Here is a 14630-nt window from a genome sequence, read left to right on the forward strand (position 1 = left end):
CCGGCTGGGGCCGCGGCAGCCGACGCGCCGCTGGCCGCAGCCGCGTCGCTTGCCGCGACCGCGGGCGCGCTCAGCGCGCCGACGGCCGCGATGGCACGCAGCGTCGTTTCGACCTGCGCGCGAGCGCGCGGATTCTCGAGCACATTGAGTGCCTGCTGCGCCTGTTGCGGTGTCAGCGCGGGCGCGGTGCCGGACGCGGCTGACGCGGCGGCAGGGACGGGAGCGGCCGCGTGGGCGGCCGAGACGACGGCGGCAAGCAGCCAGCCGAGGAGGAAATGTCGCATGGAGTAGGCATGCGGGTGCGCATCGGCGCGCGGCCCGCCGGGCTGAACGATGGACGGAAGTTAACATGATTGCGATCGGAACCGAATAGTTCCATCGATGATCATTCGAATCGGGCATACACAACACGGCGCGGGCGTTTGCGGTGCGCTTGCGCAGTCATGTGTCTGACGCAGACTGTAGGCAGTCTCGGATAGGCGGCGGCTTCTCAATTGCCGGAATGTAAGTTATTTGTAGTAACGGCTTGTCGGCAACGGTGAGCGATGTACGCGTCACATCAGATTAATCTGGAATCCTTCCGAATCACGCTTGCCCGTCGTGAAAAACCGGCAGCACGTGTTCCGCGATTTCTTCGACGACTTCGCGAACGGGCCGGTCCGAGCCCGGATTCAGCGTGACGTGATGCGTGCCCGCCGCGCGCATGTCCTGCAGGAGGTCGATCAATGCGCGTCGTCCGGTTGCATAGCCGAGCGGCAATGCGGTGGCCGGCGCGTCGGGATCCGCGACGAGGTCGAGCCGCATCGACACGCCGAACGCGCGAAAGGCGGGCGACGCGAGCCGGTCGACCGCCGCGCGCCACATCGAATAACGTGCGCGCTGCGTGTCCGGATCGCGGTGGTACGTCATCCAGCCGATCGAGTGCCGTGCGATCCAGTCGACGCTTTGCCCGCCCGAGCCGACTGCCAGCATCGGCACCGCGTCGGCGCCGCGCGGCAGCAGCGTGAATTCGGGCGCATCGGGCGGCGTTTCGTCGGGCAGCACGCGCGACGGCACGCCGAGCGCGGCCGCGACGACGTCCCAGTGCGCGCGGTACCGGTCGCGCCGCGTCTCCGCATCGACACCGAACGCCGCGTATTCGGGCGGCCGGTCGCCGGAGCCGAGCCCGAGGAGGAAGCGGCCGCCCGACAGCGTCGCGACCGACAGCGCACCTTTCGCGATATGCAGCGGATGACGCAGCGGCAGCACGATCGCGCCGCTGGCAAGCGCGATCCGGCGCGTGCGTGATGCCAGCGCGCCGAGCAGGACCCACGGGTCGAGGTGGCCGACCGGGTCGGGGTAGTCGGCGCTGTTCAACGGCACGTCGCGAATCCAAAGCGCGCGAAAGCCGAGCGTGTCGGCCAGCGCCGCGAGGTCGAGCTGCTCGTCGAAGTCGGCGACGATATGGCCGGTGCGAAGCAGCGGAAGCGTGAGGCCGATCGACAACCGTCCGTCCGAAAAGACGCGATGCGCGACGTCGGGGCGGGCAGGGGCGGGCGTGGACATGTCGAATCCTTGGAGGCGGTGCGAAGTGAACGCGCGACGTTGCGTGTCCGAATGCTAGCGTGTTTGGACGCCGGTTGCGCGGCACGGCATGTGCAGTGACCGAGCGAGCGTGACCGGTTGACGTCGAGGCAACGAGGGCCATGCGGGCGGCGGGCCGGGCATAATCGGAGGCCTTCCGATATTGAAAACAACGAATCCGGATGAACGCGCTTCAACACACGGTGATCGGTCTGGCGGCGGGCGCAATGCTCTGCGCGGTTGTGTCCGGTGCGCTCGCGAGCGATGCGGAACGCGCCGCTATCTGCAAGACCGCCGAGCAAACGGGCTATACGGCCGACATCCGCAATTGCCTCGGGCTGAAATACGACGCGGCCGACAAACGGTTGAATGCCGTCTACAAGACGAAGATGGCGAGCCTGGACGAGCAGGGCAAGGCGAGGTTGCGCAACGACGAGCGCCGCTGGCTCAAGGCGCGGGACGCCGCCTGCGCCGAATCGCGGCAGCCCGACGCGGGCGGCACGCTCGGGCTCGTGGAGGTCGACAGTTGCTTCGTCGACGCAACCGAGCGTCGCGTCAAGGTGATCGAAGCCTTTCGTTGACGCGTTGCACCGGCCCCGGCGCGCTATACCACCCGCAGCGTCGTGCCGCGCAGCGTAAGGCCGAGGCGCGACGCCACGCGCTGTGACGCGCGGTTGTCGCGGTCGGTGCTGTAGAACAGCGTGCGCGTTTGAAGCGACGGCAGCCGCGACCACGCTGCGGTGACTGCCGCCGCGAGGCCACGCCCTCGAAATGCCGGGGCCGTCGCGAGACCGAGTTCGGCACCGACCGCGGACAGCCGCGCGGCGAATGCGACCGATGCGATTTCTCCGTCGACGACGGCTGCGCACCACGGCGCCCACAGATCGGCGGCGCTCCGAAACCCCATCGAGAACAGGCCTTCGGGCATCCCGTGCGTGGACAGAGAATGCATCAGATGCCGGCCAGCGTCGCTGTCGCCGTCGATCAGTGCGGCGCGTGTGTCGGTGTCGAAACCGCTTGCGTGCGGCAGTGCGTAGACGAGGCCGATATTCCAGTGTGCGACAGGGGCGAGCAGCACGAGATAGCGTTCGAGATGCGCGGGCGGCATGCGGTCCGCGGATGGCGGTTCGCTGTCGGCCAGGCGCGCCAGCTCGTCTGCGACAGCGGGAGGCACGTCGGCGCGTACGCCCGCCAGGTTGCCGTCCGCGCATCGGCCGAGCCAGAAGCGCGGCCCGGGCGAGCAGTCGGGATCGTTCTCGCGTTCGATCCGGCGATCCGGATGCAGCCGGAACAGTGTGCGGTAGTCGATATCCAGCCAGTCGTTGGCGTCAGGCATGCGTCGAGTAAGGGGCTCCGGTCAGGTGGTGCGCGCTGCGCGACGAATACCGGGACGCGGCCGCGCGCCCATTCATGCGGCACTGTGGGGCGATTGTAAGCCGATCGTCGATCGCGCGCGGATGCAACGCCGCGCTGCCCAAGTGTGCCGGGCGGGCGCAGCATGACGGCGTGCCGGGCCGCCGGCCGCCGATCCGGCAGGCGTTTCAGTTTCGAAACGTTCGCGCTTTTTGGCGGTGCGTGATTCGCGTCGATGGCCCCGAATCGGCCCGCGCGGCCTTGCGGCGTGCAGCATGGTGCGCTCCTTGCATATCTGTATGGGCCGTGAGCGCGGTCGCGGACGCAGTCGGTCCGGCGATCGCTTCAGTGGGTCGGACGTATCGGAGACGGGGACAAGAGAATGAAAACAGACCGAATCGCAACGTGTCGTGTTGCAAACATGAATCGCCGACCTGCCGGGTTTTTCGCTTCGCCGTTTATCGAGGCGACGTGAGCGCGCGGCTTTCCGTTCCATCCGAGCAATCGGGTTTGTTCTGAACGACGACGTGCAGGTATGGCGCACGAGGCCGACTGGTGCCAGTCGGCCGTCGGGGATGAACCGTGAATGCCTGTGGATGGCCCGGCCCGGATCCCGGATTTTCAAGCTGCCGCGCGCAACGCGAGTCGTCGTCGCGCGGCGTATGCGTGTGCGCGCCGTGCATCGCGTCGGCGCGACGGGGCCGAGCCGGATCGCACCGGAAAGGCTGCCGCGCATCGATGCATTCGGCATCGCCGAACACATGTAGTCCAGGGGAAGCGTTCGCCGCCCGCAGCCGGGCGGACGCCGCGAAATTGTGCTGTCAGTTGATCCACTACCCCGATGGATCAATTGTTGAAGCGCCCATCGCCGAGTGGCGGATGGGCGTCTTTTTTTGTGCGCCGGTTTGCGACACTGGCCCTCGGCCCGATCGCGCGGCGTTCTGTATCATGTGCTGGCGTGGCTGGCCGCCCGTGCGGGCGCACGGCTTGCCGGCGCGCCCGATCACGCTGCCAACATGAACGACAAAGCCCTGCACGACCTTTCAACCGCCGACATCGATCCGGCCGCACTCGATGCGCTGCACACGTTCGTCGAGCGTCATCCGCGTCTGCTGGTCTTGACCGGCGCGGGCATCAGCACCGACTCCGGCATTCCCGGCTATCGCGACCGCAACGGCCAATGGATGCGCTCGCCGCCGATCCAGCTCCACGAATTCCTCGGCTCCGATGCCGCGCGGCGGCGCTACTGGGCGCGCAGCATGATCGGCTGGCCCGTCGTCGGCCGCGCGCGGCCGAACGGGTCGCACGTTGCGCTGGCGAGGCTCGGCAGTGCGGGACGGATCGAGCGACTCGTCACGCAGAACGTCGACGGCCTGCACCAGCGCGCGGGCAGCGATGACGTGATCGAGCTGCACGGCGGAATCGACGGCGTCACGTGCCTCGATTGCGGCGCGCATCATGCGCGCGCGACGATCCAGGTCATGCTCGAGGCCGACAATCCCGAACTGCTGGGCGCGGAGGCCGAGCCGGCCGCGGATGGCGACGCGCACCTCGAATGGGCCGCGCTCGATACGTTCCGCATCCCGGCGTGCCCCGCGTGCGGCGGGCTGCTGAAGCCGGCGGTCGTGTTCTTCGGCGAAAACGTGCCGCGCGAGCGTGTGGCGCTCGCGTCGCAGGCACTCGATGCGGCGGACGCGTTGCTCGTCGTCGGCTCGTCGCTGATGGTGTATTCCGGCTACCGCTTCTGCGTGTGGGCGCAGGCGCAGCACAAGCCGGTCGCCGCGCTCAATCTCGGCCATACGCGCGCCGATCCGATGCTGACGCTGAAGGTCGAGGCGCGCTGCGCACCCGCGCTCGACGCGCTGACTGCGCGGCTGGGCCTCGCGGGCCACGCCCCGGAGCAGGCATCGTGACCGGCCCGACATCTTCTCCCGATCCGTCCGCGCGGCTGTCGGCGCCGGCGGCCGAACGCAATCGCGGGCCGATTCTCGATGTCTTGCGCCGCGTGTTGCCAGCGAGCGGCCGCGTGCTCGAAATCGCGAGCGGCACGGGGCAGCACGTGGTCCACTTCGCGCAGGCGCTGCCGGGCCTGCAGTGGCAACCGAGCGATCCTGACACGCAGGCACGGCGCTCGATCGCCGCGTGGGTTGCCCATGCGGGCCTCGCCAACGTTGCCGGGCCGCTCGCGTTCGACGTGCGCGACGCATCGTGGCCGGTCGACGCGCTCGATGCAGTCGTCTGCATCAACATGATTCACATCTCGCCGTGGGCCTGCACCGAAGCGCTGTTCGCGGGCGTGTCGCGCCTGCTGCGGCCGGGCGGCGTGCTGTTCCTGTACGGACCGTATCGCCGCGAGGGCCGGCATACGGCGCCGTCGAACGAAGCATTCGACCTGCAGTTGCGCAGCCGCGACCCGTCGTGGGGCGTGCGCGATCTCGAGACCGTCGTCGCGCTCGGCCTCGATCGCGGGCTCGACTGCATCGAGGTGGTCGAGATGCCGGCGAACAACCTGAGCGTCGTGTTCCGACGGCTGCCGCACGCGGAGCAGTGACACGGAAGCGCGCAGCACCGCCGGGTTTCCACTATCCTTTCGCCTGTGCGCGACCCGGCTCGGGTCGCGCCCCGTTTTTTCCGGAGAATTGACTAATGGGCAAACAAGCAATCGGTGTGATCGGGCTCGCGGTGATGGGCCGCAATCTCGCACTCAATATCGAGAGCCGCGGTTACGCGGTGTCGGTGTACAACCGCAGCCGCGAGAAAACCGACGAACTGATCGCCGAATTCCCCGGCCGCAATCTGGTGCCGACCTATACGCTCGAGGAGTTCGTCGCGTCGCTCGAAACGCCGCGCCGGATCCTGATGATGGTGAAAGCCGGCGAAGCGACCGATGCGACGATTGCGTCGCTCAAGCCGCTGCTCGAGAAGGGCGACGTGCTGATCGACGGCGGCAATACGCACTTCACCGACACGATCCGCCGCAACCAGGAGCTCGCGCAATCGGGCCTGCACTTCATCGGCACCGGCGTGTCGGGCGGCGAAGAGGGCGCGCTGCGCGGCCCGTCGATCATGCCCGGCGGCCAGCGTGACGCGTACGACCTCGTCGAGCCGATCCTCAAGCAGATCGCCGCCAAGGCGCCGTCGGACGGCGAGCCGTGCGTCGCGTACATGGGCCCGGACGGTGCGGGTCATTACGTGAAGATGGTCCACAACGGCATCGAGTACGGCGACATGCAACTGATCGCCGAAAGCTATGCGGTGCTCAAGGACGTCGCGGGCCTGACCAACGACGAACTCGGCGCGGTGTACACCGAATGGAACCAGGGCGAACTCGACAGCTACCTGATGGAGATCACGTCGAAGATCTTCGGCAAGAAGGACGAGGAAACCGGCAAGCACCTGGTCGACGTGATCCTCGATCGCGCCGCGCAGAAGGGCACCGGCAAGTGGACGAGCCAGAATGCGCTGGATCTCGGCGTGCCGCTGCCGCTGATCACCGAATCGGTGTTTGCGCGCGTGCTGTCGTCGCTGAAGACCGAGCGTGTCGCGGCCAGCAAGGTCCTGTCGGGCCCGGCCGCCGCGCCGTTCGACGGCGATCGCGCCGCGTTCGTCGAAGCGGTGCGCCGCGCGCTGTACCTGAGCAAGGTGATCTCGTACGCGCAGGGCTTCGCGCAACTGCGCACGGCGTCCGAGGAGTACGGCTGGAACCTCGATCTCGGGACGATCGCGAAGATCTTCCGTGCGGGCTGCATCATCCGCGCGCGCTTCCTGCAGAAGATCACGGACGCGTACGCGAAGGATTCGGCGCTCGCGAACCTGCTGCTCGATCCGTACTTCAAGGACATCGCCGCGAACTACCAGGCGTCGCTGCGCGACGTCGTGGTCGCCGCGGTGAAGGCCGGCGTACCGGTACCGGCGTTCGCGTCGGCGGTCGCGTACTTCGACAGCTACCGCTCCGAGCGGCTGCCGGCGAACCTCGTGCAGGCGCAGCGAGACTTCTTCGGCGCGCACACGTTCGAACGTACCGACAAGCCGGGCAGCTTCCACGCGAACTGGTCGTAACCGGCTGGCGGGGACAGCATTGTTGCGAAAATCTATTCTATGAATAGGGTTTCTCTATCCCGGATGCCGACATTGTTAGCTCCGGGGAAACAGTGTTTTCGTTGTTTCATGGTTTTCCCTAGGGGACGCCGGGACTAAACTCTGTTCCATCGCTGCAGACATGGTGTGTGCGGCGGAGCAAAAAAATCCCGGAGGTAATCATGAAATCGCTGATCGCAACGTTCGCCGCAGCTGCCGTCCTCGCCGTTCCCGCCGTCTCGTTCGCCCAACAGAACGCGCCCGTCACCCGTGCACAGGTCAAGGCTGACCTGGTTGCCGTGCAACAGGCTGGCTACAAGCTGGGCAGCGACCGTACGAACTACCCGGAAGGCATCCAGGCTGCTGAAGCCCGCCTGAACCCGCAACAGAACGTCGCCGCTGCCGACACGACCGGCTACGGCGCGCAACCGGCCGCCGCACAAGAATCCGGCGCACCGGCCAAGGCCAAGACCGGCTGGCAAGTCAAGCGCATCGCTGACGACGCTCCGATCTACAAGGGTCGTTAATGGTTTGGCCGCCTCGGCGGCCTGATCCGGCCCCTGAAGTACGAACAGCCCGCCGTTCCGTCATCCGGAACGGCGGGCTGTTTTCATTGGCGGCGCGCGTGTCGCGCCAGCCGTCAGTTCAGTGCAGCGCGCGCCTGCCGCGCCCGATATCCCGGAACAGCGCTTCGGCCGGTTCCAGCACCTGCAGCCACGTTTCGTCGTAGCCGCTCAACGTGTCGAGTGCATCGCGCAGCCGCTCGATCGCGAGGACCGGCAGCTCGACGCTGTGTCGCGTGGCGCCGGTCATATGCGCGACGCTCGCCAGCTGGACGAGCGCATCGGCGGCCTCGGCGACGTCGGTCGCGAACAGCAGGTGCCGGTTGAGCAATTCGACCAGGCCGCTGGAACCGGAGAAATCGTCGGCGTTGAGCTGCACGGAAAGAAACATCGCGTTGTTCATGGTCATGCTCCTCGTTGTCGTTGGATCGCGCAGTGCATCACCGAGTATAGGTGGCGATCGAAGGGGAGAATGTGACGGGATCGATACGGCCCGCGAGGGCGGCGCGGCATGCGGAAAATCCGCGGCGGGCCCGCCCGGCGGCCCGTGCCACGAGGCTTGCAGGCCGCCGGCACATCGGTGCGACGCCGCAAGATTGTTGCCGGATCGGGCACCTGACGCGGCCTTGACCGCCACAAATGGTATCTTTGCCGATCGGGACGACGCGAAAAAGGGGCCGGTGAGCCCATTCGCGCCGACGTTCCGCTGTGGAAACTGACGGCCGCGAGAGCGGTCGGATACTGGTTGGTCCGGCCGTCCGGCCGGACATCGTGCGTCGCGCGCCGGGGGGCGGTGGGCGACGCAACGACGCAAATCCGGGAGGACCCTTGAGAGAAACTATTCCCATCCACGATGCGCTGACGCGCTGGCTGCCGCAGGCGGCCCTCGTTGCCGCGGCCATCGCGCTGACGGGCTGCACGATGACGCCGTGGACCGACAGCTGGCAGCCGGCGCGCCAGCCGGCACCTACGTCGGCCGCAACGCCGGGCGTGATCGCCGGCTATTACCGCGTGAATCCGGGCGATACGCTCGCGGGCGTCGCGAACGCCTACGGGCAGCGCGTCCAGGACGTGGCCAGCTGGAACCACATGGCGCCGAGCGATGCCGTGTATCCCGGCCAGGTGCTGCGCGTCGCGCCGCCGCCTGCTGCGACGTCGCTCGGGCAGCCGCCCGCGGCCGCGCAGCCGGGTTCGCTCGCATGGCCGGCCACCGGTGTCGTGGCGACGCCGTTCTCGGCAGGCAAGACGCGCGGCATCGTGATCGTCGCATCCGGGCCCGACCATTCGGTGCGGGCTTCGGCGGCCGGGCGTGTGGTTTACGCCGGATCGGGCGTCAAGGCCTACGGCCCGCTCGTGATCCTGAAGCATGAGAACGGGCTCATCACGGCCTACGGACACAACGGCAAACTGCTCGTCAACGAAGGCGACGCGGTGCGCCAGGGCCAGCCGGTCGCCGAAATGGGCACCGACGCAAGCGGTCGCTCGACGTTCGAGTTCGAAGTCCGCCAGAACGGCAAGGTCGTCGATCCGATGAACTTCCTGCCGCGCAACGGCGGCTGACCGCCCGCATCATCCCGTGTGCGCCGGGCGGCGCACACGCTCCCGCCTTCAACCTTTCCTGAGCGTCACCGTGCCGGACTGTCTCGCGTGATTGCCGAGCCAGCGAATGCCCAGTGCGAGCCCCGCCGCGCCGAGCGCGATCAGCGAACACTGGATCGCGACCGGCAGGTAGCCGTGCGGCCGCGGATCGACGAACGGGTACGGATACCAGTTCTCGAATGAGCCGCGCACGAGCGTATAGCCGAGATAGACGATCGGGAAGCCGAGCCACGCGAACGCGCTGCGCCACGGGATCGGCAGGCGCGGCTCCACATACAGCCAGTCACACAGCACGACGAGCGGCACGATCCGGTGCAGCACCCAGTTGTTGAACGCCGGCGTGACGTGGCGCAGCGCATCGAGCCGCGCGAGCAGGAGCTCGTAGACGATCGCGGTGATCAATACGTACAGCACCGCGGCGCCTCGCATCGATTCGTAGCGGGCCGAGCCGGGGCGCGCGATGCGCCAGAGCCCGACGGCGAGCATCGCGGCCGCGTAGAGGCTGCTCAGTTGCGTGAAGTAGCTGAGGTAGTTGCCGAGATGAAAGCCCGGCAGGTGCCAGTAGTCGGCGACGCTGTGCAGCGTGGTGGATACCGCGAGCAACGCGGCGGTCAGCCGATAGGCCGCAACGAAGAACGCCTTGCTCATGATGCCCGCGTGCCGTCGCACCAAAGCTCCATCGTGCCACAGCCGTCCGGGCGCGCGATGCGGACTTTCCATATGGTGCGCCGTGCGGCGCGCGTGGACGATTCGTCGGATATTTGCGCGCGTCGTGCAAAACCGGACGCACGTGCGGCTACAATCGGGGCAGCTTTTCCGGGCGCTGACCGATTGCCGCACGCGCTCACCCCCGCATACAACACGAGACGAAGCATGAGAAACATCCTCGCGAAACAGACGCGCTACAGCTCGCCCGCGATCTTCTTCCACTGGGTCGTGTTCCTGCTGGTGGCGCTGGCCTACCTGGCCATCGAGATCCGCGGGCCGAAAGGCAGCGACAGCCGGGTGTTCTGGATGAACGTGCATCTCACCGCGGGCACGCTCGTGCTCGTGCTGTCGGTGCTGCGCGTGCTGTGGCGAGCCGTCAGCCGCGTGCCGGCAGCCATTCAGCAAGCGGTGCTGCTGCGCTGGCTCTCGACGCTCGCGCATGTCGCGCTCTACGTGTTCATCATCGCGCAGCCGCTGCTCGGCATCATGATGATCAACCTGGGCGGCAAGCCGGTGTCGCTCGACTGGCTCGGCGTGTCGTTCACGTTGTTCGGCCCCGACAAGGCGCTGCGGCCGACGATCAAGGAAGCGCACGAGCTGATCGGCAACGCGTTCTACTTCGTGATCGGCCTGCACGCGCTGGCCGCGCTCTACCATCATTTCATCCGGCGCGACGACGTGCTGCGGCGCATGGCGCCCTGACCGGCGCGGTCGGGAGGCATGCAGCAGGCGGGGGCGCATGGTTGTGTTGACAACCATGCGCCCCCGGTCCGTTTACCGACATCCGCGCTGGTCATCGCGTTAAACATTCTGTAACATCTCGGCTGTTTTTACATTCCGCTTACTTGCCGCCGCGCATGCTGCACCGACATCGTCACCTGACCGCCTGGCTTGGCGTGCTCGCGATCTGGTTCGCGATCGCGGCGCCGCTGGTGTCGCAGTGGCGCGTCGCGCAGGCGGCCACGCCTGACTCGATCGTCTGCAGTACAGAGCATGGCGCGCATCGGTCGCCCGATGCGGGCCGCATGCACGATCATGCGCTGCATCTCGATGCGTGCGGCTATTGCGGTTTCTTCGCGCACAGCCCCGCGATCGGCGGGCCTGCCGCCGCGGCACTCGCTTCCGTTCCCGTCGTTTCCGTTTCCGCCGTCACGCCGCCTGCCGTCGCGGCGCGCACCGACCGCTATCCGCGCGCGTACCCGCGCGCCCCGCCCGAGCGCGCCTGACGCGCTGTTTCCGTTCCATTCACCGCCGATATCCGTGCGGCCCGTCGAGGCCGCGTGGAGGGCGTCACTCGGGCTTTCGATCATGACCATTTTCCAGTTGCGTGCGCCGCGGGCGTCACGCAATGCCTGTGCGCGGCGCATGCCGCGCGTGCTGAAACTCACCGTTCCCGCGCTCGCAGCCGGCGCACTGGCCGCGAGCGCCGCGGCCGCCGAAACGGCGCGCGTGGCTAGCGCGCCGACCGACGATACGGCCGCGCCGTTGCCGGCCATCGAAGTCGTCGCATCGCCGCTGTCGACACCGCTCGTCGTCGTCACGGATCCGAAGACCCCGCGCCAGCCGCTGCCTGCCAGCGACGGTGCGGATTACCTGAAGACGATCCCCGGCTTCACGTCGATCCGCAGCGGCGGCACCAACGGCGACCTCGTGCTGCGCGGGATGTTCGGCTCGCGGCTGAACATCCTGGCGAACGGGATGTCGACGCTCGGTGCATGTCCGGGCCGCATGGATGCGCCGACGTCGTACATCGCACCGGAAAGCTACGACAAGGTCACCGTCGTGAAGGGGCCGCAGACCGTGCTGTACGGTCCCGGCGCGTCGGCCGGCACCGTGATGTTCGAGCGCGTGACGCCGCGCTTCGACAAGCCCGGCATGCGTTTCGAGGGCAGCCTGGTCGGCGGGTCGTTCGGCCGCAACGACCAGAACATCGACGTGACGGCCGGCACGCCCGACGTCTATGGCCGCGTGACCGCGAACCACGCGCATTCGCATGACTACAAGGACGGCAACGGCAACACCGTGCCGTCGCAGTGGGACAAGTGGAACGCCGATGCGGCGCTCGGCTGGATGCCGGACGACCACACGCGCGTCGAGCTGACCGCCGGCACCGGCGACGGCTATGCGCGCTATGCGGGGCGCGGGATGGACGGTGCGCATTTCCGCCGCGAGACGTTCGGCCTGTCGTTCGACAAGAAGCATCTCGGCGACGTGCTCGACCGGATCGAGGCACGCGTGTACTACAACGAAGCCGATCATGTGATGGACAACTACACGTTGCGGCAACCGGACCCGACCAGCAGCATGCCGATGCGGATGGCGTCGGAAGTGCGGCGTCGCACGTTCGGCGCACGCGCGGCCGCGACGTTCCGTTTTGCCGACGACTTCAAGCTCGTGACGGGCGTCGATGCACAATCGAACCGGCTCGACTCGCGCTCGGCGATGGGGCGGCAGAACTACGGCGACAAGCCGTGGGATGCGCAGGCGACGATGTGGAATGCGGGCGTGTTCGGCGAACTGACCTGGTATGCGAGCGAAGTGTCGCGCGTGATCGGCGGCGCGCGCATCGACTATGCGAGCGCAAGCGACAAGCGCGCGACGACGAGCGGCATGATGAAGAGCAAGCCGAATCCGACCTTCGACGACGATCGCACCCGCGTGCTGCCGAGCGGCTTCATCCGCTACGAGCGCGATCTCGCATCGCTGCCCGTCACGTGGTACGCGGGTGTCGGCCATACGGAACGCTATCCCGACTACTGGGAGCTGTTTTCCGCGAAGCGCGGGCCGGCCGGGTCGGTCAACGCGTTTTCGGCGGTGCAGCCGGAGAAGACCACGCAGCTCGACATCGGCGCGCAATACAAGAGCGACCGGCTCGATGCATGGGTGTCGGCCTACGCGGGTTACGTGCAGGACTTTATCCTGTTCAACTACGCGGCCGGCATGATGGGCCCGACCACGCAGGCAACCAACGTCAATGCGCAGATCATGGGGGGCGAAGCGGGCGTGTCGTGGAAACCGGTTTCGCCGCTGCGTGTCGAGACGTCGCTCGCGTATGCGTGGGGGCGCAACGTGGCAAGCGGCGATCCGTTGCCGCAGATGCCGCCGCTCGAGGCGCGCATCGGGCTCGAATACACGCGTGGCGCGTGGTCGGCGGGGGGCCTGTGGCGCATCGTTGCGCCGCAGCATCGCTATGCACTGAACGAGGGCAACGTGGTTGGCAAGGACTTCGGCCCGAGCGCCGGATTCGGTGTGCTTTCGCTGCATACGCAGTACAACGTCAGCAAGACCGTGCAGATCTCGGTCGGCGTCGACAACGTGCTGAACAAGGCCTACACCGAGCACCTGAACCTCGCCGGCAATGCGGGCTTCGGCTATCCGGCGAACTCGCCGGTGATGGAACCGGGCCGGACCGCATGGGTGCGCGTGAGTGCGAAGCTGTAACGCATCGCGCGTGTGCGTTGCAGCATGCGCACGCATGAACGCGGCCCCGCCCGAACGGGCGGGGCGCGTCAACCGATTAGAGAACCGTGTCTAGTCAGGGCGCAAACGTTCGCGAGTCGTGATTCACTCCCGCATTCGACGCACACGGTGGTCGCGATGTTTGCGACGCATAGTGCGTGTCGATCCGGCTTCATTCGCACCGGCAGCACAATAATCAGGAGAACATGCATGGCCAAAACGATGCGTTCCAGGGTTGTGGCAGGGGCAGTGGCATGCGCGATGAGCGTCGCGCCGTTCGCGGGGGCGACCGCTGTGATGACGTTTGCGACGACGCACGCGGCAGTGGCGGCGACCGCGCCCGCCGACAACTACGCGGCGACGCGCTATCCGATCATTCTCGTGCACGGGCTCACAGGTACCGACAAGTACGCCGGCGTGCTCGAGTATTGGTACGGCGTCCAGGAAGACCTGCAGCAGAACGGTGCGACCGTCTACGTTGCGAACCTGTCGGGTTTCCAGAGCGACGATGGCCCGAACGGGCGCGGCGAACAGTTGCTCGCTTACGTGAAGACGGTGCTCGCGGCGACGGGCGCCACCAAGGTCAATCTCGTCGGTCACAGCCAGGGCGGCCTCTCGTCGCGTTATGTCGCGGCCGTCGCGCCCGATCTCGTCGCGTCGGTGACGACGATCGGCACGCCGCATCGCGGCTCCGAGTTCGCCGACTTCGTGCAGAACGTGCTCGCGTACGATCCGACCGGGCTTTCGTCAACGGTGATCGCCGCGTTCGTCAATGTGTTCGGGATCCTAACGAGCAGCACCCACAACACGAACCAGGACGCGCTCGCCGCACTGCAGACGCTGACCACCGCACGGGCCGCCACCTACAACCAGAACTACCCGAGTGCAGGCCTGGGTGCGCCGGGCAGTTGCCAGACCGGTGCGCCGACCGAAACCGTCGGCGGCAACACGCATCTGCTGTACTCGTGGGCCGGCACGGCGATCCAGCCGACGCTCTCGCTGTTCGGTGTCACGGGTGCGACGGACACGAGCACCATTCCGGTCGTCGATCCGGCGAACGCACTCGACCTGTCGACGCTCGCGCTGTTCGGCACGGGCACGGTGATGATCAACCGCAGCTCCGGGCAGAACGACGGGGTCGTGTCGAAGTGCAGTGCGCTGTACGGCAACGTGCTGAGCACGAGCTACAAGTGGAACCATCTCGACGAGATCAACCAGCTGCTCGGCGTGCGCGGCGCGTATGCGGAAGATCCGGTCGCGGTGATCCGTACGCATGCGAACCGGCTGAAGCTGGCGGGCGTGTAATCG

General features: G+C 67.3%; 14 protein-coding genes and 1 pseudogene. 10 read left to right on the forward strand and 5 right to left on the reverse strand.

The genetic code is table 11. The features are described from left to right. Positions 1-284 (reverse strand): annotated as a pseudogene (locus G3O06_RS24310) (mechanosensitive ion channel protein); the annotation flags it as partial. Between the two features lie 301 nt (positions 285-585). Further along, the gene (locus G3O06_RS24315) at positions 586-1545 is read right to left on the reverse strand and encodes an LLM class oxidoreductase (protein WP_205817759.1); all 960 of its coding nucleotides are present in this window, start codon (positions 1543-1545) and stop codon (positions 586-588) included. Positions 1546-1745: 200 nt separating this feature from the next. Here G3O06_RS24315 and G3O06_RS24320 point away from each other — a divergent pair, with 200 nt between their 5' ends. After that, complete coding sequence (locus G3O06_RS24320; protein WP_205817760.1) at positions 1746-2144, forward strand: lysozyme inhibitor LprI family protein; 399 nt, start codon at positions 1746-1748, stop codon at positions 2142-2144. A gap of 23 nt (positions 2145-2167) precedes the next feature. Here the strand turns inward: G3O06_RS24320 and G3O06_RS24325 are convergent, their stop codons facing one another. Continuing rightward, a complete protein-coding gene (locus G3O06_RS24325) occupies positions 2168-2899 on the reverse strand; it encodes a GNAT family N-acetyltransferase (protein WP_205817761.1) in 732 nt (243 codons plus the stop codon). A gap of 1033 nt (positions 2900-3932) precedes the next feature. Between G3O06_RS24325 and G3O06_RS24330 the strand changes: the two genes are divergently transcribed. From G3O06_RS24330 to G3O06_RS24345, 4 genes are all read left to right on the forward strand, one after another. Beyond that, positions 3933-4829 (forward strand): NAD-dependent protein deacetylase, encoded by an 897-nt coding sequence (locus G3O06_RS24330; RefSeq protein ID WP_205817762.1) that lies wholly within the window; start codon positions 3933-3935, stop codon positions 4827-4829. Continuing rightward, positions 4826-5467, forward strand: a complete 642-nt coding sequence (locus G3O06_RS24335; protein ID WP_205817763.1) for a DUF938 domain-containing protein — start codon at positions 4826-4828, stop codon at positions 5465-5467. Before G3O06_RS24330 ends, G3O06_RS24335 begins: the two co-directional genes overlap by 4 nt. Before the next feature lie 95 nt (positions 5468-5562). Further along, positions 5563-6975 carry an NADP-dependent phosphogluconate dehydrogenase gene (gndA, locus tag G3O06_RS24340; RefSeq protein ID WP_043177729.1) on the forward strand — a complete coding sequence of 471 codons (1413 nt, stop codon included), beginning with the start codon at positions 5563-5565 and terminating at the stop codon, positions 6973-6975. A gap of 200 nt (positions 6976-7175) precedes the next feature. Then, positions 7176-7520, forward strand: coding sequence for a DUF4148 domain-containing protein (locus G3O06_RS24345; protein WP_043177725.1), 345 nt, complete (start codon positions 7176-7178; stop codon positions 7518-7520). A 118-nt stretch (positions 7521-7638) separates the two neighbouring features. Here G3O06_RS24345 and G3O06_RS24350 read toward each other — a convergent pair whose 3' ends face one another. Next, positions 7639-7959, reverse strand: a complete 321-nt coding sequence (locus G3O06_RS24350) for a hypothetical protein (protein WP_174917482.1) — start codon at positions 7957-7959, stop codon at positions 7639-7641. 425 nt (positions 7960-8384) lie between these two features. Here G3O06_RS24350 and G3O06_RS24355 point away from each other — a divergent pair, with 425 nt between their 5' ends. Beyond that, positions 8385-9116 (forward strand): peptidoglycan DD-metalloendopeptidase family protein, encoded by a 732-nt coding sequence (locus tag G3O06_RS24355; RefSeq protein ID WP_205817764.1) that lies wholly within the window; start codon positions 8385-8387, stop codon positions 9114-9116. Positions 9117-9164: 48 nt separating this feature from the next. Here the strand turns inward: G3O06_RS24355 and G3O06_RS24360 are convergent, their stop codons facing one another. After that, complete coding sequence (locus G3O06_RS24360; RefSeq protein WP_205817765.1) at positions 9165-9803, reverse strand: Pr6Pr family membrane protein; 639 nt, start codon at positions 9801-9803, stop codon at positions 9165-9167. A 225-nt stretch (positions 9804-10028) separates the two neighbouring features. Between G3O06_RS24360 and G3O06_RS24365 the strand changes: the two genes are divergently transcribed. The 4 genes from G3O06_RS24365 to G3O06_RS24380 all read left to right on the forward strand — a co-directional run bounded on the left by G3O06_RS24365 (position 10029) and on the right by G3O06_RS24380 (position 14627). Further along, positions 10029-10565: a cytochrome b gene (locus G3O06_RS24365; RefSeq protein ID WP_174917485.1), complete on the forward strand. Its 537-nt coding sequence runs from the start codon at positions 10029-10031 to the stop codon at positions 10563-10565. 155 nt (positions 10566-10720) lie between these two features. Further along, the gene (locus G3O06_RS24370) at positions 10721-11089 is read left to right on the forward strand and encodes a DUF2946 domain-containing protein (RefSeq protein ID WP_205817766.1); all 369 of its coding nucleotides are present in this window, start codon (positions 10721-10723) and stop codon (positions 11087-11089) included. A gap of 82 nt (positions 11090-11171) precedes the next feature. Continuing rightward, positions 11172-13304 carry a TonB-dependent copper receptor gene (locus G3O06_RS24375; RefSeq protein WP_205817767.1) on the forward strand — a complete coding sequence of 711 codons (2133 nt, stop codon included), beginning with the start codon at positions 11172-11174 and terminating at the stop codon, positions 13302-13304. Between the two features lie 228 nt (positions 13305-13532). Continuing rightward, the gene (locus tag G3O06_RS24380) at positions 13533-14627 is read left to right on the forward strand and encodes a triacylglycerol lipase (protein WP_205817768.1); all 1095 of its coding nucleotides are present in this window, start codon (positions 13533-13535) and stop codon (positions 14625-14627) included. The last annotated feature ends 3 nt before the right edge of the window (positions 14628-14630 follow it).

This window comes from Burkholderia sp. Ac-20345 (genome assembly GCF_017104825.1).
GTDB classification, from domain to species: Bacteria; Pseudomonadota; Gammaproteobacteria; order Burkholderiales; family Burkholderiaceae; genus Burkholderia; species Burkholderia lata_B.